The organism is Aliiroseovarius subalbicans, assembly GCF_022678625.1.
In the GTDB taxonomy this organism is placed as follows: Bacteria; Pseudomonadota; Alphaproteobacteria; order Rhodobacterales; family Rhodobacteraceae; genus Aliiroseovarius_A; species Aliiroseovarius_A subalbicans.
In genome coordinates, this window is the sequence record NZ_JALBYQ010000004.1 from 307,622 (window position 1) to 331,845 (window position 24,224).

Sequence of the window (24,224 nt, forward strand, 5' to 3'; positions counted from 1 at the left end):
ATATTGCCGTGTAGACGTGCAAGGACACTGCATTTTGACAGGGCCGGGGTGGGTCCAAAATTAACGTTGGGTAAATAGTTGTTTCAGCTATCGCGATGAGCATAGGATGCTCCATCCGCGAGAGCGTGGGGGTGAGTCTTTCTATGTCTCATCCTCGGCGCAGGGAGACTCGCGCATTCAGAAACTGACTAGGGAGATCCTTTATGAACATTTCGATCAAAGCCACTCTCATGGCCTCGGCCTTTGCAATGGCCAGCCCGGTGCTTGCCGCTGGCACCCACCCGGAGACCGGTGAGGCCCTGGCCGATGACCAGACCTTCACCTACCGCGTGTTGGATGAGCATACGTCGGTTGACCCGCAGATCGTCGAAGACGTGTCGGGTTCGGAAATTGTGCGTGACCTGTTCGAAGGTCTCTACAACCAGGACGAAAAGGGCAACCTTGAGCCCGGCGTCGCCCTGTCGCACAGTGTGAACGACGACAACACCGTTTACACCTTCATCCTGCGTGACAACGCCAAGTGGTCGGACGGCAAGCCCGTCACCGCCGGTGATTTCGTCTATGCCTGGCAGCGTCTGGCCGATCCGGCGACCGCCTCGGCGTATCAGTGGTATGTCGAAGTGATGAACATCAAGGGCGCTGGCCCGGTGATGGCTGGCGAAGCTGGCGTTGAGACCCTGGGCGTGAAGGCGATTGACGATCACACGCTGGAAGTGACGCTGAACAGCCCGATGCCCTATTTCGCGCTGACCACCACGCACACCTCGACCTTCCCGACCCCGGCCTGGGCGATCGAAGCCCACGGGTCCGACTGGATCAAGCCCGACAACATCGTCGTGAACGGCGCCTATACGCTGACCGAGCACGTGCCAAACGAACGCCTGGTTCGTGAGCGCAACGAGATGTACTGGAACAACGAGGCGACCATCATCGAGAAGGTCGAGGCGCTGATCATCAACGATGAAAACGTGGCGCTGACCCGTTACATGGCTGGCGAACTGGACCGCACGGAAATCCCTGCCGGTCAGTACCCCGCCCTGTCGCAGTCGAACCCGGATGAAACCACCGTGTTCCCGCGCCTGTGCAGCTACTACTACACGATCAACGTGTCGGACAACGCACCGGAATTCCTGCAGGACGTGAACGTCCGTCAGGCGCTTTCGATGGCGATTGACCGCGACATCATCGTGGAAAAAGTCCTGCAGGGTGGCCAGACTCCGGCCTATACCTTCACCCCTGGTGCGACCGCGAACTTTGACGTTCCGGCCGTGGAATACGCGGGCATGACCCAGGCCGAGCGTAACGCGAAGGCCGTGGAAATGATGGCCGCCGCCGGTTACGGCAAGGACAGCCCGCTGGATATCGAGCTGATCTACAACACCTCGGAAGCCCATAAGAAGGTGGCCATTGCGGTTAGCCAGATGTGGAAACAGACTCTGGGAGTGAACGTGACCCTGGCCAACCAGGAATGGAAGACCTTCCTGGAAACCCGCGGCAACCAGGACTACCAGATCGCGCGTGCGGGCTGGTGTGGCGACTATAACGAAGCTTCGACCTTCCTGGATCTGGTCCAGTCCGGTTCGGGCTACAACGACGCCAAGTACAACAACCCGATGGTGGACGAACTGCTGGCCGGTGCCAAGACGATGACCGATCCGCAGGCCAACTACACCAAGGTGGAAGAGCTGATCGCGGCCGACATGCCGATCATCCCGATCTACCACTATGCCGGCAACTACATGATCGCGACGGACCTGGAAAACTGGCCGGTCGAGAACGTGGAACAGAACTGGTATTCGCGCAATCTGTACAAGATCGCCGAATAATCAGACCTGAAACGGGGGGCATCGCAGATTGCGGTGCCCCTTCGTCTTGCCGCTCCAAACACCCTGAACATGCCCAAGAAGACGCGCGACGCGGATTGTATTGGGACTGACGTTTCGAACGACAAGGCAGCGCCATGACAGGTGCGGGGGATATATGCTTAATTTCGTCATTCGACGGGTCGCCATCGCGATCCCGACACTTCTGGTTCTTCTGGTCGCCAGCTTCTGGCTGATGCAAACCGCGCCGGGCGGGCCGTTCACATCCGAACGCCCCCTGCCACAGCAGGTTCTGGACAACATCAATGCAAAATACGGCCTGGATGACCCGCTGTGGAAACAGCTGTGGAACTACATCACAGGGATCGTCACGCAATTCGATTTCGGACCGTCCTATAAATACAAGGACCGCTCGGTAAACGATATCATCGCGCAGGGCTTCCCGGTCACGCTGACCTATGGGATCCTGTCTTTCGTGGTGGCCATCGTGGTGGGCGGCATTCTGGGCATGTCCGCCGCGATCCGGCAGAACTCCTGGCTGGACTACTTCGCCGTGGGCATCACCATCGGTGCACAGGTTTTGCCGAACTTCGTGATGGCACCCATCCTGATCCTGGTCTTTACCCTTTGGCTGGGCTGGTTGCCAGGCGGCGGCTGGAACGGGGGGCAGTGGCAACACCTGATCATGCCCGTGATCGCGCTGTCGACCTCCTATATGGCGTCGATCGCCCGCCTGACGCGATCCTCCATGCTAGAGGTGCTGCGCTCGAACTTCATCCGCACCGCGCGCGCCAAGGGTCTGCCGAACCGCACGATCATCTGGCGCCACGCGCTGAAGCCCTCGCTTTTACCGGTGATCAGCTACCTCGGGCCGGCCTTCGTGGGCATGGTCACCGGGTCGTTCATCATCGACAGCATCTTCGGCACCGGTGGTGTCGGGTATTTTTACGTCAACTCGGCCTTCAACCGCGATTACGCGGTCATGATGGGCCTGACGATCCTGCTGGGGTCCATGACGATCATGTTCAATATGGTCGTGGACATCCTGTATGCCTGGATCGATCCAAAGATCCGGCTGTGAGGGGCGCGACATGACAGACAAACTCGTGCAACCCTTTTCACAAAAGCGAACCGCCGAACTGGCGGAAAGCCTGTCGGCGGGCGGCACCATCAAGGGCCGGTCGCTGTGGGCTGACGCACGCAACCGCTTTGTCGCCAACAAGGCGGCGATGGCTTCGGTGGTCGTGCTTTTACTGGTCTTCGCGTTTTCGCTGCTGGGCGATTACCTGACGCAATTTGACAACGAAACGATCGACTGGGACGTGATGGGATCGGTCAAGGAACTGGGTCGCCCGTCGCTGTCCAACGGCCACTGGTTCGGCTTCGACGAAAGCGGGCGCGATCTGTATTCGCGCGTCGTGCAGGGCAGCCGGATCAGCCTGTCGGTTGGCCTGGTCGGCGCCTTCATCGCGGTGATGGTCGGCACGCTCTACGGCTCGGTCGCGGGCTTTGTCGGCGGGCGGGTCGATTCCATCATGATGCGCCTGGTCGATATCTTCATGTCGATCCCCTACATGTTCGTGCTGATCCTGTTGCTGGTCGTCTTTGGCCGGTCGATTTCCATGCTATTCGTCGGCATCGGTCTGACCGCCTGGCTGGATATGAGCCGGATCGTGCGCGGGCAGACCCTTTCGTTGAAAAACCGAGAATATGTCGAGGCGGCCGTGGCGATGGGCGTAAGCACGCCCAAGATCATCACCCGCCACATCGTGCCCAATCTTTTGGGTGTCGTGGTGGTTTATGCGACGCTGCTGGTGCCGCAAATGATCCTGACGGAAAGCTTCATTTCCTTCCTCGGGCTGGGGGTTCAGGAACCCGACACCTCTTGGGGCGCGTTGATTTCCGAGGGCGTGAAGTCGATGAATTACGGTACGTTGTGGCATCTTGCCTTCCCGCTGTTCTTCTTCGTCATCACCATTTTCTGTTTCTTCTTCATTGGCGATGGCCTGCGCGATGCGCTGGACCCCAAGGATCGGTAAGGGCTTATGGCACTTCTTGAAGTTCGTGACCTGACCGTCACATTCGACACTCCCGACGGCACTGTAACCGCCGTGGATAACATCAGCTTCGACCTTCACAAGGGCGAAACGCTGGGCATTGTGGGAGAAAGCGGATCAGGCAAAAGCCAATCGGTTTTCGGCATCATGGGTCTGTTGGCTCAGAACGGCCAGGCGACCGGATCGGTCAAACTCGAAGGCGACGAGATCCTGAACGTTTCGCTTGCCAAGCTGAACAAGATCCGCGCGGAAAAGATCGCGATGATCTTTCAGGATCCGATGACCTGCCTGAACCCGTTTCTGCGCGTCTCGGACCAGATGGCCGAGGTTCTGGTGCATCACCACGGCATGTCGAAACGCGACGCGATTGCGGAAAGCGTGCGCATGCTGGACGCTGTGCGCATTCCCGAGGCAAAGGCCCGCGTGACGATGTATCCGCACGAGTTCTCGGGCGGGATGCGCCAGCGTGTGATGATCGCGATGTCGCTTTTGTGCAATCCTGACATCCTGATCGCGGATGAGCCCACGACCGCGCTGGATGTCACGGTTCAGGCGCAGATCATGAAGCTTCTGGCGGACTTGCAGCAAGACTTCGGCATGGCCATCGTGCTGATCACCCACGACCTTGGTGTTGTGGCCGGGTCCTGCAAGGAAACCCTGGTCATGTATGGCGGGCAACAGATGGAATATGGCACCACCGAGGGCCTGTTTGAGATGCCGACGCATCCTTACACGATCGGACTGTTGAACGCCGTGCCACGGCTGGATGTGGAAAGCGCCGAGCTGGCCACCATTCCCGGATCGCCGCCCAACATGATGAACATGCCGTCGGGCTGTCCGTTTGAGCCGCGTTGCGTGTTCTCGGATGAAACCTGCGTGCACAAACGCCCGTCGCTGGCCGGTGTGCCGGGGCGCGACGTGCGCCGCCGCGCCTGTCACCGCACCTTGGAGGAGCTGTCATGAACGACCTTTCCCCGCTTTTGTCCGTCGACGACCTGCGCGTCTGGTTCGACATCAAACGCCAGGGCGCGATGCCCTGGACACCCACCGACACGCTCAAGGCCGTGGACGGGGTCAGCTTCGACCTGATGCCGGGGGAAACCCTGGGCATCGTGGGCGAAAGCGGCTGCGGCAAGTCCACGCTGGCGCGCGCGGTGATGCGTATGGTGCCGGCGGAAACCGGCACCGCGCTATGGCTGGGCGAAGACCTGCTTTCGATGTCCAAGCGCGAGATGCGCGGTCACCGCAAGGAAATGCAGATGATCTTCCAGGACCCGCTGGCGTCGCTGGACCCGCGGATGACGATTGGTCAGATCGTGGCGGAACCGCTGAAAACCCATTTCCCCGACCTGTCGGCAAAAGAGGTCAAGAACCGGGTGCGCGAGGTGCTGGATCGCGTTGGCATCCTGCCCAACATGGTGAACCGATATCCGCACGAGTTCTCCGGTGGCCAGTGTCAGCGCATCGGCATCGCCCGCGCGCTGATCGTGAAGCCCAAGCTGATCATCTGTGATGAACCGGTCTCGGCGCTGGACGTGTCGATCCAGGCGCAGGTGATCAACCTGCTGATGGAAATCCAGCAGGAAATGGGTCTGAGCCTGATCTTTATCGCGCACGACCTGAGCGTGGTGAAGCACATTTCGAACCGTGTGATGGTGCTTTACCTGGGCAATGTGGTTGAGATCAGCGACAGCGTGCAGCTCTACAAATCGCCCGGCCACCCGTACACCGAGGCGCTGATTTCCGCGGTACCGATCCCGGACCCGAAGGCCGAAAAGGGCAAAGAGGTCATGCTGCTGGATCGTGACCTGCCATCGCCCTTGGACCCGCCGTCCGGTTGCGTCTTCCGCACCCGCTGCCCTATTGCCGAAGCGCGCTGCGCCGAAAGCAAACCGCCACTGAAGGATCAGGGCAACGGGCAGGCCGTGGCCTGCCACCTGCGTTAACCTCACCTCATGCCTATGCCCTTGCTGCCCTGGCATTGCGACCATGCATGGCGGGGTTGCGTGTTTGCGGGCTGGTGACCGGGGTCGGATCGGCCTAGTGCAGGCCTGATTGGTGCCGGCAGCAAGGAAGCGTGGTCATGACTTTATTCCCCCATGTGGGCGAGGGCTTTCCCCTTCGTACAAGCATGACCGCGACCTTGTCGAAACTGGGCGCTGTTGTGACAGGCTATATCGAAGCAAAGTCGCGCCGTGCACAATATGAGGCCCTGATGTCCTTGAGTGATGACCGGTTGTCTGATCTGGGCTTGAACCGCGATGGGATCGCCGATCACACCGTTCGTGCAGCGCGCTCCCTGTAATCAATCCAGCGTCTGACGGTAGCGCAGAAGCGACACGGTGGTGATCACCGCGAGGATGATCGCGATGGCGGCCATGTCGCCGCTGATGTCCGCCATATCCGCGCTCTTCAGCATCACTTTGCGCACCAGGCGCAGGAAATGTGTGGCCGGAATGGCGGACCCGATGGTCTGCGCCCAACCGGGCATGCCTGCAAACGGGAACATGAAGCCTGACAGCAGGATGGTCGGCAGCAGGGTGAAGAAACTGATCTGCATCGCCTGCATCTGGGTGCGGGCAACGGTCGAGATCAGGAACCCCAGCGCCAAGTTCACCACGATATAGAGGTTGAAGCCCACGAAGAAGGCCAACCGCGACCCGGTGAAGGGCACGGCAAACAGCACTTGGGCTGCGATCAGGAAAACGATCGTTTGCACATACCCGACGAAGACATAGGGCAGGATCTTGCCCAGCATGACCTCAAGCGGGCGCACGGGCGTTGCGATCAGCGTCTCCATCGTGCCGCGTTCGCTTTCACGCACGATCGCGACGGCGGTGATCATCACCATCGTCATCGACAGGATGATGGCCAACAGTCCTGGGACGATGTTGGTCGCGGTTTCCCCTTCGGGGTTGAATTGTTTGTGCACCACGACGGAAAACGGCGCGGGGCTGCCCGCAACGGCCTGAAGCGGGCCGGTCAGGCTTTGTTTCACCGCCACATCCAGAATACCCTGAAGCGCCCCGACGGCCGATGACACAGCGGTGGGGTCTGAGGCATCCGCCGCGATCAGAACCTGCGGCGCCAGCCCGCGGATGATGTCGCGCTCAAACCCCGGCGGGATCACCACGACGAAGTTCGCCCGTCCGTCGCGCAGGGCGCGGTCGCCATCCTCTTGCCCCGTGACGACGCCAACGAACTGGAAATACTCGCTGACCTCCATGCCCGCCAGCACCGCGCGCGCGGTGGGCGAGGCGTCGTTCATCTCGATCATCGTGGGCAGGTCGTGGGGGTCGTTGTTGATGGCAAAACCGAACAGGACCAGCTGCATGATCGGGATGCCGATCATCATGCCAAAGGTCACGCGGTCACGCTTCATCTGGATGAATTCCTTGACCAGCACCGCGGCGAAGCGGGCAACGGAAAACAGGCTCATGCGGTGCTCCCCGCGAAATTGTCGACCGCCGTGGCCATGAGGTAGATGAAGGCTTCCTCAAGCTCGGCCGGTTTTTCCTGCCAGCTATGGGTTTTCCTGGCTTTTTGCGCGGCCACGACCTTGTCCAGCGCCGCCTTGTCGGTGCCCGACACGTGCAGTGCTGCGCCGAAGCGGGCAACCTGCTCCACACCGGGCAGGGCCAGAAGCTCATCTTCCAGCGGGGTCAGGTCGGGACCGTCCACCCGCCAGGTGGTCAGGCCGATCTGGGCGGGAATGTCCTGCGCGCGCGCTGAGATCAGTTTCTTGCCATAGGCGATATAGGCGATGTGGTCGCATTGGATCGCCTCGTCCATGTAGTGGGTCGAAACCAGCACGGTCACGCCCTTGCGGCTGAGCCTGCGGATCTCGTCCCAGAAATCGCGTCGTGCCTTGGGGTCCACCCCGGCGGTCGGTTCGTCCAGCAGCAACAGCCGGGGGTCATGCTGCAAACAGGCGGCCAGGGCCAGGCGCTGTTTCCAGCCACCCGATAGGGTGCCCGCCAACTGGGTCGCGCGGTCCAGCAGCCCCAGCTCGGTCAGAGTGTCGGTGACAACCGCCTTGCGGTTTTTCAGCCCATACATCCGTGCCATGAAATCCAGGTTTTCGCGGATCGTCAGGTCCTCATACAGCGAAAACTTTTGCGTCATGTAGCCGACATTCGCCTTGATCGCCGCGCTTTCGCTGCGGATGTCATAGCCCAGGCAGCTGCCCGTGCCGTCGTCAGGTGTTAAAAGCCCGCACATCATGCGGATCGTCGTGGTTTTGCCCGACCCGTTCGGGCCCAGAAAGCCATAGATCGCGCCTTTCGGAACCTCCATGTCGAAATTGTCGACCACGGTCCGGTCGCCGAAACGTTTGGTCAGGCCAGTGACCCGGATGGCGGGGGCGTCGGTCATGGGCGGGCCAGCGTCACCGGTTGGCCGGGCAGAAGGCCGGTGCTGCTTTCCAGACGCGCCTCGGCCCGGAACACCAGCCGCGCACGTTCATCGCGGGAATAGATCACCGGGGGCGTGTATTGCGGGTCCGAGGCCATGCGGGTGATGCGCACGGTCAGACCATCGTCGCAGCCGTCACAAGACAAGGCCAGGGTCTGGCCCACGGCGAAGTCCAACCGCTCAGGCTCGGGGATATAGAACAGCACGGTCAGGGCGCCGGGGGGCAGGATGGACAAGACGGGCTTGCCCGCCGAAGCGACCTCACCCGGTTCGAAATAGGTGGTGTCGACAAGGCCGCTGGCCGGGGCGGTCACGGTCAGATCGTCCAGGGTGGACCGCGCCTGATCGGCATCCGCCGCGGCGGCGTCCAGGCTGGCCTGCGCGGCGGCCACCTGTTCGACGCGGGCGGGCAATTGCGCGACCTCAAGCTGCGCGCGCAGCTGGCTGACCTGCGCGTTGGCTCGTTCCAATGCGGTGCTGTCGGCGTCGACCCGCGCGGTGGTGACGATGTCACGGTCAAACAGGCTTTGTGATCGCGCCAGGTTCGACCGCGCCAGCGCCTGATCGGCCAGCGCCTGTTGCAGCGAGGCGTCGATCACCTGGATTTCAGCGGCACGTGATCCGGTTTCAAGGTTGTGCAGGTTCGCTTCTGCGGCCGCTTGACGCGCCACTGCCGCCCGCAGCGCGGCTGCTTCGCGGGTGGCGTCCAGCGCATAGAGCAGATCGCCCGCCGCCACCAAATCCCCTTCGGCCACCGCCATGTCGGTGATCCGGCGGGTCAAGGTGGGGGCGACGTGCACGTATTCGGCCTCGACATAGCCCGCATAGACCGGCGCAGGTGGCTCACCCAGGCTGGGAAATACCGCCGCAAACAGGGACATGATCCAGGGAAGGAAATCACTCATGGGGTACCTTTCGGGGCGTGCACAGCCCGTCAAACAAAATGGTCAGGTGGTTGTCGATCAACCGGTCCAGGGCCAGGCCGCCGGCAGGTTGAATGCCGAAGATCTCGGCCAGGAAGATGTGAACCAGAACCGGCCCCATCACCGTGCGCACGGTCATTTCGGGGTCAACATCGCGGAACTGGCCGTTGTCGATACCGCGTTGGATCAGCTGGATCATGATGGGTAAGGCCTGGGCCAGCACCGCATCATGATACATCTGCGCGATCTCAGGGGCGACAACGGCTTCGCGAATCACAATCTTGGGAATTGCCAGCGTTGCGGGATCTGACAGGCGTTGGGCGAGACTGGTCAGAAAGACGGTCAGCATCTGGCGGATATCGCGGGCCTCGGCCGCGACCTGTGCCATCAACTCGGCGCCGACCGGGGTGATGGCGCGCGCGACCAGGCCTTCCAGAATGGCCTGTTTTGATGGGAAATAGAGGTAGACCGCCCCTTTCGACAATCCCGCGCGCGCCGCGATCTGCGCCACCGACGTGCGCGCATAGCCCTGTTCGATGAACAGGGCGACGGCGGCATCCAGAAGCTCATCCGGCCGATCCTCGGCACGGCGGCGGAATTTGGGGGCGGGGTCGTCCTTCATACGCCCCTACTAACTGACCGGTCAGTTAGTTGCAAGTCAGCTTGACGCAAGGGTATGTTGATGGAAGTCAAAGAAGCGTTAGGGTTTATCGCCAATAAGCCCCATGTGGAGGAAAGATTTTCCGGGGCTTAGGCCCCATATCGCGAAGGAACGTTCCGATGGACGCAAGTCCCCTGTCCAAACTGTTCAACCCGACTTCGATCGCTATCTTTGGCGCGTCGGAAAACGGCACCAGCGTGGGGTCCTTGACCTATGCCAACCTGCTGGCCGACGGGTTCAAGGGGCCGATCGTCCCGATCAACCCGAAATACAAGAAACTGGGCGGCGCCAAGTGCTTTGCCAAGATCACCGATGTGCCCGATGAAATCGACCTGGCGGTGATTGCCACGCCCGCACGCACGGTGCCGGGCATCATCCGCGAATGCGGTGAGGCGGGGATCAAGAACGCCATCGTGCTGTCTGCGGGCTTCGGCGAAGGCGACGGGGGCGGCAAGGACATGGAAGCGCAGCTTCTGTCCGCCGCGCGTCGGGCGGGCGTGCGCTTCATGGGGCCGAACTGTGTCGGCCTGGTGCGGCCGGGCATCGGCATGAACGCCACCTTCCTGCGGTCGAAAACACCGCAGGGGCGGCTTGCGCTGATCTCGCAATCGGGCGCGCTGATCTCGGCAATCTCGGATTGGGCCGAACCGCACCACACCGGGTTTTCGGCGCTGGTCAGCCTGGGCAATTCCGCCAATATCGACTTTGGCGACGCGATGCAGTTCCTGGCCACCGATCCGGGCACGGACGCGATCCTGCTGTATGTCGAGGGGGTGCGCCATGCGCCCAGCTTCATCTCGGCGCTGCGCTCGGCGGCGCGGCTGAAGCCGGTGATCGTGCTGAAATCCGGCCGTCACGTGACCTCGGCCAAGGCCGCCAACACCCATACCGGCGCGCTGATCGGCTCGGACGCGGTGTTTGACGCGGCGCTGGAGCGTGCGGGTGCGGTGCGGGCGCAGACCTTCGGGCAGCTGTTTGCCGCCGCCGAGATCCTGGCCAACACGAAGAAATCCACCGGCAATCGCCTGACCATCATCACCAATGGCGGTGGCGCCGGCGTGCTGGCCGCAGACCGGGCCGGTGACATGGGCGTGGACCTGCCGGCCTTGTCCGAGGCGACGATCAAGAAGCTCGACGCGATCCTGCCGCAATACTGGTCGCATGCGAACCCGGTCGACATCCTGGGCGATGCCAAGCCCGAGGCCTATTCCGCCGCGATCAAGGCGGTGATGGATGACCCCAACAGCGATGGCGTGCTGGTCATGCTGACGCCGCAGGCGATGACCGACGCGACCGCCGCCGCGCAGGCGGTGATCGACGCGCTGCCCAAGCGGCGCAAGAAACCGGTGCTGGCCTGCTGGATGGGCCAGAGCTCGGTTGCCGAGGCGCGCACGCTTCTGTCGGCCAACGGCGTGCCGGATTTCTTCACCCCCGAACGCGCCGTCGAGGCGTTCAGCTACCTTGCGCAACATCACCGCAACCGCCGCCTGGCGCTGGAAACACCCGGTCCGATGGCCAACAGCCACCTGCCGGACCTGGAAGGCGCGCGCATGATGATCGACGCGGCGCTGGCGGAAGATCGTGACATGCTGTCGGACATGGAATCGAAGGCGCTTCTGCGCGCGTTCAACATCCCGATCAACATGACGATCGAGGCTTCGACCCCGGCCGAAGCCCTGGTCGCCGCCGAAACCGTCGGCTTCCCGGTCGCGGTCAAGATCAACTCGCCCGATATCAGCCACAAGTCCGATGTGGGCGGGGTGCATATCAACATCGCCGATGCGGCGGATGTGAAACGCGCGTTTCGCGAGATCGTGGAAAGCACCAAGTCCGCGCGGCCCAATGCCCGGATCAAGGGGGTGACGGTCGAACCGATGGCCCATGTGGAAGACGCCCGCGAACTGGTGATCGGCGCCTCGCGCGACCAGGTGTTCGGCCCGACGATCCTGTTCGGCGCCGGCGGCACGATGGTCGAGGTGCTGAAGGACAGCTCGGTCGCGCTGCCGCCCTTGAACGCGGTGCTGGCGGATCGCCTGATCAACCGCACCCGCGTGTCGGCGGTGCTGGAGGCGTTCCGCGACCGCCCGGCGGTGGACCGGGACGCGGTGGTCGAGGTGCTGCTGCGGATCTCGGACCTGGTGTGCGAACTGCCCGAGGTGGTGGAGCTGGACATCAACCCGCTGTTTGCCGGCCCCGATGGGGTTCTGGCGGTGGATGCGCGCATTGGCATCGCCCGCCCGCCAGCGCGTGACGGGCATTATGACCACGTCGCGATCCACCCCTATCCGCGCCACCTGGTCACGGAAACCCACCTGACCGACGGCACGCCGATGGTGATCCGCCCGATCCGCCCCGAAGACGCCGAAAACGAAAAGGCATTTGTCAAAGAGCTGTCGGACGAAGCGAAGATGTTCCGTTTCATGGGCGCGCTGAACGAACTCAGCCCCGAGATGCTGGTCCAGTTCACCCAGATCGACTACCGCCGTGAAATGGCATTGGTCTCGATGGTCGAGATTGATGGCAAGATGGTGCAGACGGGTGTGGCGCGATACGTCATCAACCCCGATGACAAGTCCTGCGAATTTGCCATTGTCGTGTCGGATCGGGTGCAGCATCAGGGAATCGGCACCAAGCTGATGAAAGCCCTGTTCGCCGCTGCGCGCGACCACGGGCTGACCATCATGGAAGGCTCGGTTTTGAAAAAGAACGCGCCGATGCTGCGTCTGATGACGGACCTTGGCTTCAGCCAACGGATGGACCCGGATGACCGGGAACTGGTGCTGGTGGAACGCTGGTTGTAAACAACACGGTCCGGGGCTGCATAGTCGGCCCCGGTCCTGAGCAAGGAGGACGGCCCATGCTGGCCATGATTTCGCACTACGATTGCCGGGAACACGACGCGGGGCCGCTTCACCCTGAAAGCGTCGAGCGTCTGGATGCGATCAACAATCAGCTGATCATGTCGGGCATGGATTACGTCATCCGCCACTATGACGCGCCGCTTGTGAGCCGAGAGGAATTGGAACGCGTGCATGTGGGGGACTATCTTGATCGCGTCTATGCGCTGGCCCCCGGTCAGGACATGAAATCGGTTGAGATCGACGGCGACACGGTGATGTCACCCGGCACCCTGCGCGCCGCCGAACGCGCCGCCGGGGCGGGCGTGATGGGGGTCGATCTGATCATGAAGGGCGAGGCCAAGCCGGTCTTTTGCGCCGTGCGCCCGCCCGGCCACCACGCCGAAAGCGACAAGGCAATGGGCTTTTGCCTGTTCAACAACATCGCCGTCGCCGCCGCCCATGCGTTGGAGGCCCATGGGCTGGAGCGGGTCGCGATCATCGACTTCGACGTGCACCACGGCAATGGGACTGAAGAAATCTTTGCCGGTGACAAACGCGTGTTGTTCTGTTCCAGTTTCCAGCATCCGTTCTATCCTTTCACCGGCCACGAAAAGGAAACCGACAACCTTGTCGACGTGCCCTTGTCAGCAGGTGCGGGCGGCAAGGAATACCGCGAAGCGGTGACGGAACACTGGCTGCCGCATCTGAACGATTTCAAGCCTGAATTCGTGCTGGTCTCGGCCGGGTTTGATGCCCACGTGGCCGATGACATGTCGTCGCTGCAACTGACCGATGCCGACTATGGCTGGTTGACGCAGGAGTTGAAGAATGTCGCCGATACCCATGCCGACGGGCGGCTGTTGTCGATGCTCGAAGGCGGTTACGAACCCGCCGCATTGGCGCGTTCGGTGGTGAAACACCTCGACGTGCTTCTGGGGTGACAAAAGGCGTGGGGGCGGTCAATTTCCCTCTTGACCCGCCCCGGCGCCTCGCCTAAATCCCGCACACCGTGGCGGTGTAGCTCAGTTGGTTAGAGCAGCGGAATCATAATCCGCGTGTCCGGGGTTCAAGTCCCTGCACCGCCACCACTTCCCCTCGCTTTTCGATTGCGCTTCGCCCCGTGCTGACGGACACTTGGCCATTAGCAGCCAAGAATGACCCGATGCCGTCGAAAAACGTGTCCCACACCGAGGCCTATTCCACATTCGATCACCTTTTTCTGGGGGCGATGCGGTCGATATCAAAAGTAGTGAGCATGAAAAAGCTGACCCGGCCGTTCTGGAACCGGTGGCGGGCCGGGGATGTGGGCGATGACGTGCTGTTTGCCTTCCTTGAGGAAATCAGGTCGCTGGACGACTGGCCCGACGCCGCCCTGCGCATGATTGCGACGAACGAGGCGACGTATAAGGCAGGGCGCGCAGGGATGACCCAGGTCGAAGAGATCGCCGCCCTGCGCCGCCTATCCTATATGTGCAACCTGGGGCACTGGGGTATCCTGCCGCTGAATGAAGCCAAGCGCCGGGCATATACCAAGGCGCGCGACTACTACGTTCAGGCCGAAAGGCTGGCCTTTGGGGATCGATTTCAGCAATTCAGTATCGCGTGGAACGGGCAGGCGTTTCCTGCCAACCTGCACTTGCCCAAGGGCGATCCCGCACCGCTTGTGATCTTGGTGCATGGCATCGATGGCTGCAAGGAAGAGCATTTGGCAACCGAGCTTGCCATGCTGGATGCGGGTTTTGCCGTCGCCGCCTTCGACGGGCCGGGCCAAGCGGAATCCTTCCTGCTCAATGGCATCCTTTGGGACGCACGGTTTCCCGAGGCGATCACTGCCTGCATCGACCAGTTGGTGGATCATCGGGGGGTGGATGCGACCCGCGTCGGCATCATGGGGATGAGCATCGGCGCGCTGTGGACGCTGGCGGCAAGCTCCGGCGACGCGCGGGTTAAGGCAGTCTATGACCTTGGCGCACCGATCAACACGCGGGCTTTCAATCGGGTTCCGTTCATCATCAAATCGAAGATGTGCCAGATCACTGGCGCCACGTCGGACAAGGATATTTCTGACGTGCTGTCGCGCAATTTCATCGACAGGGACGAAATCCTGAACGGCATCACCGCCGCCGTCCGCATCGTGCACGGTACCAAGGACCGGGTCGTGTCGATGGAGGATAAGCACTGGTTGCATGAAAGATTTCAGGCGCTGGGCGTGGCAAAGGCGATCGAGATGCGTATCTTCGAAGACGCGGACCATTGCTGCACCAGTCATATCCCGGAAATTCGCCGCGATATGGCCGATTTCTTTCACCGGTTCTTGCGGTGAAACCAGATCAGGCCAAGCGCGCCCAACAAGGCGCCGCTGGCCACGTCGATCACGAAATGCTGGTGGGTCAACAGGGTCGAGAGGCTCATCAGCCCGGCCCAGAGGGCCATGATCCCGTTGCGCAGAGGCCGGCCGCGCGCAGCCATCGCGCCCGCGCAGGTGATCGCCAAAGTCACATGCAGCGACGGGGCGGAATTATAGGTCAGGTTCACCTGATCAGCGACCTGGAAGACCAGCGGTGTCACTGCGTCCAGGTGGCCGGTGGGGGCCACGGGAAAGGCCAGGTAACACAAGCCCGCGACGCCGGTTTGTGCAGCAAGGACTAGGGCCAGGCGTGTGACATCCGCGCGGTTTTCAAACAATGCCAGAGGCAGCAAAAGCAGCGGCGTTATCGTCAGGTAGATCCAGGCAAACTCCGGGACGAAGGGCATCGCGCGGTCCCAGGCGGTCTCGATTGACGGCAACGGTCCGCGTTGTGCCGTGATCCAGTTCGCGCTGGCATAAACCGCCCAGAACCACGCGGCAAAGCCCGCGCCGATCCCGCTGCGTGCGCGCCAGTCCTCAAGGCCCGGCATCGGCGTCCCCCGGCAATGGACGGGGCCCTGCCCACATCTGGCGATAGATCTGCCAGAACGTCGGGCGCGGGTCGCTGGGGCGGACGTGGTGGGGCAGGTCGGTCCAGGGGATCGACGGGTCACGGTGATGCGCCAGGTGATAGTGATAATTCAAGAAGATGCGCCGGGTGACCGGGTTCACTTTCAGGTTCCATGCGCCTTCGGTCCGGTCCAGTTCGGAAAACGCGTGGTCGGTATACTGCAACGACGACCAGTTCAGCGCGAAGGCGGCATAGCACGCGAGCCACCCGGTCAGCGATATGTCCAGCGCCACGATCAATACCAGCTGCACCCCGGCAGCAATCGCGATGTCGGTGCGCGCGCGCCAGACAGGCACTTCCTCCAACGCGTCCAGAAATTCTTGCGCGCTGGTTTGTTTCGAAAACCAAGCGCCCTTGTCGCCGAACAGGTGGCGCCAGCGGATCAGGTCGGCGGCGATGAAATAGATCACTGCGAACAGCGGCAGGGCGATCCAGTACAGCCCAGTCAGGATCATGTACCATTGCACCGCCTTGATCAGGCGGTTCTCACCGGGGGCGTAGTAGTCGAACCGTTCAAGTTCGGTTCGGTTGTTGCGATGATGCGCCAGGTGAAACGCCCGTTGCAGAGAAAACGCGGTGGGGAAGAATCCGGCGATGATCCTTCCTGCGTTTTCATTCACCACGGGGCGTGGGTGAAAGTGACGGTGCACCGCTTCGTGCATCAAGGCATACATCGTGTTGCCGCCGAACGAGAAGGCGATCATGGCTGGGATCACGCCCCACCACGGGGCGTGCGAGGCGACCCAAAGGCACGCGGCAAGCCCGGCAATACCGCCGAGCAGGATTGTCAGGTTCAGGCGTCCAGGGATCTGCACAGGTTCACTCATCCGCGGCGGATTGGGCGCAGAAATAGCGGTGCAGGCGGCGCGAATAGGCGTCGCCGGGTGTGTGTTCGTGGGCGGGTGGGGTCCAGCGCAGGCCTTTCATCACTTCGAAATCCTTGGCTAGGAAATCGATGAACAGTTTCGACGTCAGCCTCAGGCGCAGCCAATCCCAGAACGTACCGCGTGCCCCGTTGATGCCCACGATCCCGCGCACCAACGTGCCACCTTTGCCGTCCGGGCACATCGACAGGATGCAGAAACTGGGCCTGCCGACCTCGCTTTGCACCAGAATCATTGACCCCTTCAGCGCGGTCATGGACGCGTGAATGCTGTCGTTTGAGATCCATTTCACCACCCGGTCGGCCAACCCGCGCCCGGTCACACGGGTGTGGTAGGCGATGCGGAAGGCACCGGGGACGGGCTCTTCCACCAAAGGGTCTTCCCGCAACACGCGGTCGTGGACAGAGGCCAGATGCTCCATGTCGAACCCGTTCGCCACCAGCGAGAACCAGGTGGCGTCGCTGTCCAGAGTTCCTGCAAATCGGGTGATAACCGGGCCGTTCGCGGCAAGCACGGGCACGGGCAGCGGAGGTGGGTCGCCGGGTCCGACAAAGACGAAGATGGCCGATAGTGTTTCTTGGGTGGGAAAGGTCCGCTGCACCAAATCGCGTGATTTCTGCCCGTCCGGGCGCAGGAACGCACCGTCCAGCCCGATTTTGCGGTGATGCATGGCGCACAGGATGCTGTCGTCCGCAGCTTCGGCATGTTTCAGGTGGCACCCCATATGCGCGCAGTGCGGCGCATAGGTCGCGACCTTCCCGGAAGGCGCGCGATACAGAACGTATTCGCGGTCCAGCAGGGTGCGGGTCAGAACCTGCCCCGGTTTCAACTCATGCGACCCGGCCAGGATGTACCAGTTCGCAGGCAGGGCGGGCAGGGTCGAAACCGGCGGCAACGCCGCGCTGATCTGCCCTTCTGGAGCGGTCATGACCGACCTCGACGCCCCAGAAAGAAGCCCAACACAAGGCCAAGGACTACGCAGGCAGCGACGATCATCCACAGGTATTGCCGCAGGCCCGTGTCGATCGGGTTGTCGAAGATATTGGCGGAAAAATGCATGCCGGTGATCTGCCAGGCGCCTGCGTCGTTTGACATGGTCGCGCTCCAGCGCAGGGGGATTTCGAAATCCAGACCCGCGCGCATGGTGAAATGCGCGGTGGAGGTGCCGGTGGCCACCGCGGCGCGATTGTCCGCATAAAGCGCGGCCAAGCTGTCGACATCAAAGTCGATTTCAAGCGCCTGCACCATACCGTCGGAGGCATCCATCATCCGTTGATAATAGGCGCGCACAGCGTCCTTTCCATGTACGACTTCGTTGTTCATCGCCGTGAACATGATGTCGTCACCTACGTGGGTCAGGAAGGCGTCCATGTCGCGGGTCTGGAACGCTGCAATCGCCCCGTCCCGCATGGCGCGAATCTCGTTATGGATGGCTTCAACGTCCTGGGCAAAAGCTGGCAGGGTCAAAAGCGCGAACAGTGGGGCAAGAAGGACTTTTAACATGAAATACCTTTCTGTGACTGGGTGAATCCTAGCTTAGAGCAGGCTGATTTCAACCTTCGATTGGGCAAGAGCGGTGGGCGGAGGCAGCGGGGCATCATCCCAGGTGACTCCATAAAGTTGGCTGTCGTAGCGGCGGTGCCTGACGGCTGAAAGGGCTGTGAGCAGCGGGTCGTCCTGCACGAAGCCCAGCGTGGCCATATCCAGCCCGCGCCGCGCCGCGAGCGTCAGCCCCGCGCGCAGAAGCGGAACCGCATCCCCTGGGTCGTCCACGGTGAAGAACGCCAGATGCGCGGTGTTGAGTTCGTCCCCCACCTTGGGAAGCCGGGGGAGGCCGGTCAGCGGTGCGATTGCGTTCAGTGCCGGGCGCAACAGCGCCAACCGCTGGTCATAATCGGTGACAACGAAAGCACGAAGCGGGCGTTGGTCCCAGAGGGCAGTGACACCAGTGATCTCGCCCTCGCGTTCGATGATCAGCACGTCCTCGGGTGCCAGGCCAGGGAAATCCAGGCTGTCGAAGGCGGGCGCCAGCGGGCGCTCAACATTGCGAGAGTTCAAATAGGTCAATATCGCGGGCACGTCTTGGGGCGTGGCCAGCCGACCAATGGGTCGTCCCTGCTTGGTGGCGCGAAAGGCCAGGGTGGCATAGTCCAGCAGTGGGGCGAACCGCGGGAACCCGTCCAACCCAGCCTCCAACAGCCGCTTAGCACGCAAATTGTCCGATAGGATCGTGGCCATGTACCAGCCGGGCTCATCCGGGCCGCTTGCACCCTTGCGAAAGGCGTGAAACCCGCCGCGCAGCACGCGCGCGCGGTTGCGGAAATCCTGATCGACACGCAGCCCGCCAACCCAGCCAATGCCCTGCCGCTGTCCGTCGAAATACCCCGGTAGGATCGTACGCGTGGCCATGCCCACCAGCTGCCCGCCCCGGGCGCGCCCGATATAGGTATCAGCATGCCCGCCCGGATGCAGGCAGGTTGTATCCCCTTGATACGAAAGTGTTATCCAACCTGGCATGTCGCTTTGCGCCAGCAATCTGCGCATCGCGTCGGCATCCCCCGGCTTGGCCCGGTGAAAGGTTATGTCCACCCCCGGCGCGATCACGCGACCTTCAGCAACTCGCCCTGCCAGGCCGGGTCTCCGAACGGCAGCAGGTGGCGTTTGTTGACCTCACCCCGGTGCAGCAGGTTGATGATGAAAAACGCACGCATCATGGTGAATTCCCCCCGGTTCGCCGGTGAAAACCCGCGTTTGGTCATGGCGCGAAGGGTATAGAAACGCTTGCGCGCGTCAACGCAATGGGCGGTGATCTCTTCGCCCGCCATGCCGCCGGTATCGAACGGCAGGGTGTTGTAGGCATAGGTGTCATCCAGCCACCAGGCATCGAACTTCAACCGCCCTTCGGCCTCCAGCCGTTGATACAACGGGGTGCCGGGAAACGGGGTCAGGTGGTTGAAGGCGGCCAGGAAAAAGTCGTTGTCCTGGGCGAAGTTCACCGCATCGTCGAAGGTCTGCGCCGTTTCGGTGCCATAACCGAAAATGAACGTGCCATAGACGCGAATGCCATGACGCGCGAGGTTCTTCAGCGCGTTTTGATACCCCCCACCCATCGTGTTGAATTTCTTGCCCATCGCGCGCAGCGTGTCGCGCTCCAGGCTTTCAAACCCGATCAGGACACCGCGACAGCCCGATCGGGCCAGCGCGGCCACAAAGTCTTCATTGTGGGCCGCGTCGATGCTCATCTGCGTGACCCAGCGGATGTTTTCGGGCGCCAGCGCCTCGGCCAACTCCTGCGCCTTGGGGATTGAGCCCGCGAAATTGTCGTCGACGAAAAAGAACAGCTTTTTCTGGTGTCGGATCTCGCGCAGTTCGGCGACGATTTCATCCACCGGGCGGCGGCGGTGGGTGCCGCCAAAGAACGTCTGGATTGCGCAAAATTCGCACGGGAATTTGCAGCCGCGCCCGGTTTCGACCAGCCCCAGAGGCAAGTAGCGTTTGCCTTGGAACACCGAGCGGTCGAACCTCACGCCGGCAAGTGAGTTGCGATCGACACCCTTGTAACGCGCCTTCAACGTGCCGTGGCGAGCGTCGTCCAGAACCTCGGGCCAAGCCGCTTCGGCCTCGCCGATCACCACGGTTTCGGCGTATTGCGCGACCTCGTCGGGCATCAGGGTGGCGTGAAAGCCACCCATCACCACCGGCACGCCCCGGCGCCGGTATTCCGACGCGATCTGATAGGCACGTTTGGCAGTGTACGTCTCAACGGGGATCGCTACCAGGTCGGTGGGTTCGTCAAAGGCGATGGGCTCCATCCGGTCGTCGTAAAACCGGGTTTCGACCTCGGGAGGCGTCAGCGCCTTCAAAGCGGCGACCGGCAGGCTCTCCATCTGCCAGGTCCGCATGTAGTTTTCCCCGGCACGACGGCCGATCGATGGGTGGACGAAGGTCACCTTCATGCCGCACGCCCCGCGTATCCGACGGGCCAGTCGCAGGTGTAGTGGCTGTGCAAATGGTTGGCGTAGTATCGATAACCGAAGTTCGCCAGAAGCGAGATCGGCAACTGCGTGCGCGAGTGGGCAAGCCGCCGGGCGATGTTGGGGGCAGAGTATACCTTCTGCCATGCGCGCACGTGACCTTCCTGCAACTCTGCGACGCTCATCGCTTTGGGTTGAAATACGACGTGCTGACCGTCGTAAAGCTCCCAGTCGCGGGTCAGAATGCGGCCTTCGTCGGCCAGCCGCGTGTAAAGTGGGGTTCCGGGAAACGGGGTCTGGATCGCGAACCGCGGAAGGTCGATCCCGGTCTGCACGGCGAAATCGGCGGTGCGGTCGAACACGTCCGGGGTGTCTTCGTCCTGGCCAAAGACGAAACAGCCATAGATCAAGATGTTCAATCGGTGCAGATCGTCGATCAGATTTGCATAGAGGTCGGGGTCATTGAAGCCCTTCTTCATGCCTCCAAGCGCGGTCTGGGAAATGCTTTCAAACCCGATCAGCACCCCGGAACAGCCCGAGCGCGCCATCAGCTGCATAAGCTCTGGGTCGCGGCCGATCAGGCTGGTGACCAGCCCGAACCAGCGGATGTTCAGAGGAATCAGCGCGGTGAACAATTTGCGCGCATATTTTCGGTCCGAGATCAGGTTGAGATCCAGGAAGATGTTGCGTTTTGCGCCCCAAGTTTGAATGTCCTGAACCACATGCGCCACCGGTTTCTGGTATTGCTTGCGGCCCCAGGCGCTGGGCACGACGCAGAACTCACAGGCATGGGCGCAAGCGCGGGTGGCTTCGAACACGGCCTGGGTGATGTAGTGTTTCTTGTTCAGACGATTCCGGTCCGGGGTCACCGGGGTATCCAAACTGAAATCCGCCCCCTGATCGTATCGCGCACGCATCGCTCCGGCGGCGAAATCGCGCAACAGGCGGGGCCAGGATGTCTCTGCGTAACCCACCACGATAGCATCCGCATTCGCTGCAGCCTCGTCCGGCATCAGGGTCACATGCGGGCCGCCCAGCACAACGGGAATACCGCGCGTGCGCAGTTTCGCTGCCAACGCATAGGCGCGCGGGGCGGTGCCGGTGATCACGGTCATCCCGACCAGGTCGGCGTCGATGTGATCGGGTAGATCCTCGATGCCTTCGTCGATCAGGGTGAAGTCGATGTTAAGCTCTGCGGGGGCGAGAGCGGTCAGCGTGGTCAGGGTCAGTGGCTGATAGCGCAGGGATTTCTTGAAGATGCCGCCGGAATGACGATAGAGCGGCCCCTTGGGCGAAATCAACGTGACCCGAAGGGGCCGGTTTCCAACCAGATCGTTCACTCGAAATAAACTCCCTTCAGCCCCAAATCTCGCGGGCCGCATCGGGTTTCAGCAAAGCAGGAGTCTTGACGTCTGACAAGCGGGCACCGCGCGAAAGCCTGTGCTTTACGTAGGTGTCGATCAGGCCGGGACAAGGTCGCGAACGCAGTGGGGCCAACTGGCCAAGGGCGCGGGCATGGGCATATTGCGGGTTTTCGCGCAGGGTTGCTTCGACATGGGCCAGCGCATTTTGTGGCACGGTCTCGGTGTCTAACCACAGCTCATACCCGGCGTTCGGGATCGTGACCGGAGCCAGGATCGCGGTGACCGGTAGTTGGGAAAGCGCTTTCAGGACAAAGGCCTCGGTGAGTTTTTCACCGACCAGATCTGCGCCGGCGCCACGTCCGGAAAAACGCAGCATCGGTAGGCCGAGGGCCGCCGCAATGCCTTTGGTGGCCAAGTGCGGTGCGGCAGGGCCTTCGCAGATGACCCGATCGCCGATGTCATAGCGCAGGAGCCCACCAGTGGTGGAGACGATCAGGTCGTAACTCTCGCCAGGCTCCAACGCATCGACCAGATGCATGTTGCCAGCCACGTCGCGAAATTCGAAAAACGCTGAGCGAAGGGCAGGCAGTGGAGCGGGCAGACCCATCAGCGGGAAGGTGAACAACCCTTCTGTCGCCAAAAGGCCTTTGGGCTGAAACGGAATGCCCGACAGCCGCGCGTGCAGATCGGCGGCGGGACGGGCTGAGCTGGCGTCCGCCCAAGCCGAGATCAGCCGTAGGTTCGGCCATAGATCGGCCGGATCGGTGGAATGAATTTCGCGAGCGCGTTCGGGATTGGGGGGCAGCCCATATGCGCCCGAATGGAGCGTGGCCAGGACATCCTCGGTCTGGGTGTCCAACACGTCCAATAGGCCTGTCAGGAACGACGGGCTCCAAACCGATATCAGCCGCAGATCGGGTGCGGACAGCATCATGGCAAGCGTAGCCAGCGCCCAGTCGTCATAATCGCTGAGGTCGTCCAGCGCCGGGTGATACAGAAGCACCTGTGCCATCGTGGGCGCGAGATCGCCGAAATAGGCAAGGTCCGAGCCAAGACCGACCGGCAGGCTTCCGATGGGTGCGCGCGGCTCGGTCAGCGCGGGTGAGATGGCGAAATAGGCTGGGCCAGGGGCGATGTCGGGGTCTGCGGCCAAAAAGTCGCCGAACCAGGCCAGCAGGCCGTGGCGGAAATCGTGAAGCAGGCTGGTGGTCATCGGCACGCGTTTCTGTCCACCAGAGCTTCCACCGGTCAGCTCGAACGCCACCGGCGCTTCGTGGGTCAGGGCGGCCAGGTCGCCTGCCGCGATCCGGTCGATCCACGGGGTGAAATCGTCATAGCTGCGGATCGGCACGGTGGCGCGAAATTCGTCAAGGCTGCGTGCATCGGTCAAGGTCGATTGCCCGATCACCCGTGACAGGGTCCAGAGCTGCGCCTGTTTCGGGTCGCGAAAGGCGGGTAGATGCGACAGGAGCGCATCCTGCGCGGCTTCAGTCACCCCGGCCCAGGTCATGCGCCCAGCCCCCGGACAAAAGCCGCGCGGGCCCGTGGGCGCAGATTGTCCACCGACAATTCACACAGGCAGAGCAACTCTTCGCCCTTCGCATGGCCGGGGTTGCGATCCTCAAAAAACCGTGCGTGTCGGTTGCGCGTGGGGGTGTCCTCACCAGCGTATTCAGGTCGCAGTGCCGTGGGGCAAGCGCCGGGGCGCACGATGCCGCGCCGGGTGTCAAATGCCTGGGCAAACCGGGTCGTGCCCAGCTCTTGCATCAGCGCGGCCAGGGTCGGTGGCGTGGCCTCATCCGGCGCGGGATAGGCGTGATAGGTGAAGGCGGGAAGGTAACGATAGGTGCGATGCCCCTTTGAAATCAGGAGCCAAAAAAGCGGCACGTCGGGCCGTTCAGCCTTCACCCGACCCGCATGTTCGATCCAGCGCATCGGCAGTGTCTGAGCGCCCCAATGGTCGCGCCTCAGGATTGTGTCGCCGGAAAACAATACTCGGACCGGGCCGGTGGCGGTGTTGTGTTCGGACAATTCGATTGTGGAAAAGCCAACCACCTCGCCTTTGGCACGCAGCACGATCACCCAGCTTTTGCGCGCCAGGTCCGCATCGAACACAGCCCGGTTCGTTGGTGTGTAATGCGCCGCATAAAGCGCAAACAGCGCGTCACGCAGCGCCGGGGTGATCTGGGATTGGGCAAGAATGTCCGACTGCAAGGGTGCACCTCATACACTTCGCTTTGCGTTAACCAGATGCTGGGCACGATTTCAAACGGACAATTGTTTGGCAGCATACCAAGTTCCAGAAAT

Annotated in this window: 22 protein-coding genes and 1 tRNA gene; 10 read left to right on the forward strand and 13 right to left on the reverse strand. The window is 62.0% G+C overall.

Features of this window, described 5'->3' with window-relative positions:
• Positions 1-203 precede the first annotated feature (203 nt).
• The 6 genes from MN188_RS14250 to MN188_RS14275 all read left to right on the forward strand — a co-directional run bounded on the left by MN188_RS14250 (position 204) and on the right by MN188_RS14275 (position 6,185).
• Positions 204-1,826, forward strand: a complete 1,623-nt coding sequence (locus MN188_RS14250; RefSeq protein ID WP_242109864.1) for a peptide ABC transporter substrate-binding protein — start codon at positions 204-206, stop codon at positions 1,824-1,826.
• A 154-nt stretch (positions 1,827-1,980) separates the two neighbouring features.
• Complete coding sequence (gene oppB, locus MN188_RS14255; RefSeq protein ID WP_242109865.1) at positions 1,981-2,904, forward strand: oligopeptide ABC transporter permease OppB; 924 nt, start codon at positions 1,981-1,983, stop codon at positions 2,902-2,904.
• Positions 2,905-2,914: 10 nt separating this feature from the next.
• Entirely contained in the window at positions 2,915-3,862 is a 948-nt protein-coding gene (locus tag MN188_RS14260; RefSeq protein WP_242109866.1) for an ABC transporter permease subunit, read from the forward strand.
• 6 nt (positions 3,863-3,868) lie between these two features.
• On the forward strand, positions 3,869-4,843 hold the full coding sequence (locus MN188_RS14265) for an oligopeptide/dipeptide ABC transporter ATP-binding protein (protein ID WP_242109867.1): 975 nt from the start codon (positions 3,869-3,871) through the stop codon (positions 4,841-4,843).
• Positions 4,840-5,826: a murein tripeptide/oligopeptide ABC transporter ATP binding protein OppF gene (gene oppF, locus MN188_RS14270; protein WP_242109868.1), complete on the forward strand. Its 987-nt coding sequence runs from the start codon at positions 4,840-4,842 to the stop codon at positions 5,824-5,826. The genes MN188_RS14265 and oppF overlap by 4 nt, the downstream gene beginning before the upstream one ends.
• 137 nt (positions 5,827-5,963) lie before the next feature.
• Positions 5,964-6,185: a YjiS-like domain-containing protein gene (locus tag MN188_RS14275; RefSeq protein WP_242109869.1), complete on the forward strand. Its 222-nt coding sequence runs from the start codon at positions 5,964-5,966 to the stop codon at positions 6,183-6,185.
• Here the strand turns inward: MN188_RS14275 and MN188_RS14280 are convergent, their stop codons facing one another.
• Genes MN188_RS14280 through MN188_RS14295 form a run of 4 tightly spaced genes read right to left on the reverse strand, consistent with a single transcriptional unit; the run spans position 6,186 to position 9,838 of the window.
• A complete protein-coding gene (locus MN188_RS14280) occupies positions 6,186-7,319 on the reverse strand; it encodes an ABC transporter permease (RefSeq protein WP_242109870.1) in 1,134 nt (377 codons plus the stop codon).
• Positions 7,316-8,254, reverse strand: a complete 939-nt coding sequence (locus tag MN188_RS14285; protein ID WP_242109871.1) for an ABC transporter ATP-binding protein — start codon at positions 8,252-8,254, stop codon at positions 7,316-7,318. Before MN188_RS14285 ends, MN188_RS14280 begins: the two co-directional genes overlap by 4 nt.
• On the reverse strand, positions 8,251-9,198 hold the full coding sequence (locus MN188_RS14290) for an HlyD family secretion protein (RefSeq protein ID WP_242109872.1): 948 nt from the start codon (positions 9,196-9,198) through the stop codon (positions 8,251-8,253). The genes MN188_RS14285 and MN188_RS14290 overlap by 4 nt, the downstream gene beginning before the upstream one ends.
• Complete coding sequence (locus tag MN188_RS14295; RefSeq protein WP_242109874.1) at positions 9,191-9,838, reverse strand: TetR/AcrR family transcriptional regulator; 648 nt, start codon at positions 9,836-9,838, stop codon at positions 9,191-9,193. The genes MN188_RS14290 and MN188_RS14295 overlap by 8 nt, the downstream gene beginning before the upstream one ends.
• 158 nt (positions 9,839-9,996) lie before the next feature.
• Between MN188_RS14295 and MN188_RS14300 the strand changes: the two genes are divergently transcribed.
• The 4 genes from MN188_RS14300 to MN188_RS14315 all read left to right on the forward strand — a co-directional run bounded on the left by MN188_RS14300 (position 9,997) and on the right by MN188_RS14315 (position 15,040).
• The gene (locus tag MN188_RS14300; RefSeq protein WP_242109875.1) at positions 9,997-12,678 is read left to right on the forward strand and encodes a bifunctional acetate--CoA ligase family protein/GNAT family N-acetyltransferase; all 2,682 of its coding nucleotides are present in this window, start codon (positions 9,997-9,999) and stop codon (positions 12,676-12,678) included.
• A gap of 56 nt (positions 12,679-12,734) precedes the next feature.
• A complete protein-coding gene (locus tag MN188_RS14305; RefSeq protein ID WP_242109876.1) occupies positions 12,735-13,658 on the forward strand; it encodes a histone deacetylase family protein in 924 nt (307 codons plus the stop codon).
• 70 nt (positions 13,659-13,728) lie between these two features.
• Positions 13,729-13,805, forward strand: a tRNA-Met gene (locus MN188_RS14310).
• 167 nt (positions 13,806-13,972) lie between these two features.
• Complete coding sequence (locus MN188_RS14315; RefSeq protein ID WP_242109877.1) at positions 13,973-15,040, forward strand: alpha/beta hydrolase family protein; 1,068 nt, start codon at positions 13,973-13,975, stop codon at positions 15,038-15,040.
• On the opposite strand, the gene MN188_RS14320 is transcribed toward MN188_RS14315, so the two are convergent.
• From MN188_RS14320 to MN188_RS14360, 9 genes are read right to left on the reverse strand one after another with little or no spacing between them, the layout of a single operon-like run.
• Complete coding sequence (locus MN188_RS14320; protein ID WP_242109878.1) at positions 15,022-15,615, reverse strand: phosphatase PAP2 family protein; 594 nt, start codon at positions 15,613-15,615, stop codon at positions 15,022-15,024. The two genes, MN188_RS14315 and MN188_RS14320, sit on opposite strands and share 19 nt — an antisense overlap.
• Positions 15,602-16,522: a fatty acid desaturase family protein gene (locus MN188_RS14325; RefSeq protein WP_242109879.1), complete on the reverse strand. Its 921-nt coding sequence runs from the start codon at positions 16,520-16,522 to the stop codon at positions 15,602-15,604. Before MN188_RS14325 ends, MN188_RS14320 begins: the two co-directional genes overlap by 14 nt.
• The gene (locus MN188_RS14330; RefSeq protein ID WP_242109880.1) at positions 16,515-17,507 is read right to left on the reverse strand and encodes a Rieske 2Fe-2S domain-containing protein; all 993 of its coding nucleotides are present in this window, start codon (positions 17,505-17,507) and stop codon (positions 16,515-16,517) included. Before MN188_RS14330 ends, MN188_RS14325 begins: the two co-directional genes overlap by 8 nt.
• The gene (locus MN188_RS14335; RefSeq protein ID WP_242109881.1) at positions 17,504-18,082 is read right to left on the reverse strand and encodes a nuclear transport factor 2 family protein; all 579 of its coding nucleotides are present in this window, start codon (positions 18,080-18,082) and stop codon (positions 17,504-17,506) included. The genes MN188_RS14330 and MN188_RS14335 overlap by 4 nt, the downstream gene beginning before the upstream one ends.
• A 33-nt stretch (positions 18,083-18,115) precedes the next feature.
• Positions 18,116-19,183 (reverse strand): hypothetical protein, encoded by a 1,068-nt coding sequence (locus MN188_RS14340; RefSeq protein ID WP_242109883.1) that lies wholly within the window; start codon positions 19,181-19,183, stop codon positions 18,116-18,118.
• A complete protein-coding gene (locus MN188_RS14345; protein ID WP_242109884.1) occupies positions 19,180-20,529 on the reverse strand; it encodes a B12-binding domain-containing radical SAM protein in 1,350 nt (449 codons plus the stop codon). Before MN188_RS14345 ends, MN188_RS14340 begins: the two co-directional genes overlap by 4 nt.
• Before the next feature lie 2 nt (positions 20,530-20,531).
• Positions 20,532-21,893, reverse strand: a complete 1,362-nt coding sequence (locus tag MN188_RS14350) for a B12-binding domain-containing radical SAM protein (protein ID WP_242109885.1) — start codon at positions 21,891-21,893, stop codon at positions 20,532-20,534.
• Positions 21,894-21,909: 16 nt separating this feature from the next.
• Positions 21,910-23,427: a GH3 family acyl-acid amido synthetase gene (locus MN188_RS14355; protein ID WP_242109886.1), complete on the reverse strand. Its 1,518-nt coding sequence runs from the start codon at positions 23,425-23,427 to the stop codon at positions 21,910-21,912.
• On the reverse strand, positions 23,424-24,131 hold the full coding sequence (locus tag MN188_RS14360; RefSeq protein ID WP_242109887.1) for a hypothetical protein: 708 nt from the start codon (positions 24,129-24,131) through the stop codon (positions 23,424-23,426). Before MN188_RS14360 ends, MN188_RS14355 begins: the two co-directional genes overlap by 4 nt.
• Between the last annotated feature and the right edge of the window lie 93 nt (positions 24,132-24,224).

Coding starts and splice junctions, on each gene's coding strand:
- MN188_RS14325 (WP_242109879.1), bottom strand. CDS start 16,522: ATGAGTGAACCTGTGCAGATCCCTGGACGCCTGAACCTGACAATCCTG.
- oppF (WP_242109868.1), top strand. CDS start 4,840: ATGAACGACCTTTCCCCGCTTTTGTCCGTCGACGACCTGCGCGTCTGG.
- MN188_RS14335 (WP_242109881.1), bottom strand. CDS start 18,082: ATGTTAAAAGTCCTTCTTGCCCCACTGTTCGCGCTTTTGACCCTGCCA.
- MN188_RS14290 (WP_242109872.1), bottom strand. CDS start 9,198: ATGAGTGATTTCCTTCCCTGGATCATGTCCCTGTTTGCGGCGGTATTT.
- MN188_RS14275 (WP_242109869.1), top strand. CDS start 5,964: ATGACTTTATTCCCCCATGTGGGCGAGGGCTTTCCCCTTCGTACAAGC.
- MN188_RS14265 (WP_242109867.1), top strand. CDS start 3,869: ATGGCACTTCTTGAAGTTCGTGACCTGACCGTCACATTCGACACTCCC.
- MN188_RS14260 (WP_242109866.1), top strand. CDS start 2,915: ATGACAGACAAACTCGTGCAACCCTTTTCACAAAAGCGAACCGCCGAA.
- MN188_RS14305 (WP_242109876.1), top strand. CDS start 12,735: ATGCTGGCCATGATTTCGCACTACGATTGCCGGGAACACGACGCGGGG.
- oppB (WP_242109865.1), top strand. CDS start 1,981: ATGCTTAATTTCGTCATTCGACGGGTCGCCATCGCGATCCCGACACTT.
- MN188_RS14320 (WP_242109878.1), bottom strand. CDS start 15,615: ATGCCGGGCCTTGAGGACTGGCGCGCACGCAGCGGGATCGGCGCGGGC.
- MN188_RS14300 (WP_242109875.1), top strand. CDS start 9,997: ATGGACGCAAGTCCCCTGTCCAAACTGTTCAACCCGACTTCGATCGCT.
- MN188_RS14330 (WP_242109880.1), bottom strand. CDS start 17,507: ATGACCGCTCCAGAAGGGCAGATCAGCGCGGCGTTGCCGCCGGTTTCG.
- MN188_RS14315 (WP_242109877.1), top strand. CDS start 13,973: ATGAAAAAGCTGACCCGGCCGTTCTGGAACCGGTGGCGGGCCGGGGAT.
- MN188_RS14295 (WP_242109874.1), bottom strand. CDS start 9,838: ATGAAGGACGACCCCGCCCCCAAATTCCGCCGCCGTGCCGAGGATCGG.
- MN188_RS14250 (WP_242109864.1), top strand. CDS start 204: ATGAACATTTCGATCAAAGCCACTCTCATGGCCTCGGCCTTTGCAATG.
- MN188_RS14285 (WP_242109871.1), bottom strand. CDS start 8,254: ATGACCGACGCCCCCGCCATCCGGGTCACTGGCCTGACCAAACGTTTC.
- MN188_RS14355 (WP_242109886.1), bottom strand. CDS start 23,427: ATGACCTGGGCCGGGGTGACTGAAGCCGCGCAGGATGCGCTCCTGTCG.
- MN188_RS14280 (WP_242109870.1), bottom strand. CDS start 7,319: ATGAGCCTGTTTTCCGTTGCCCGCTTCGCCGCGGTGCTGGTCAAGGAA.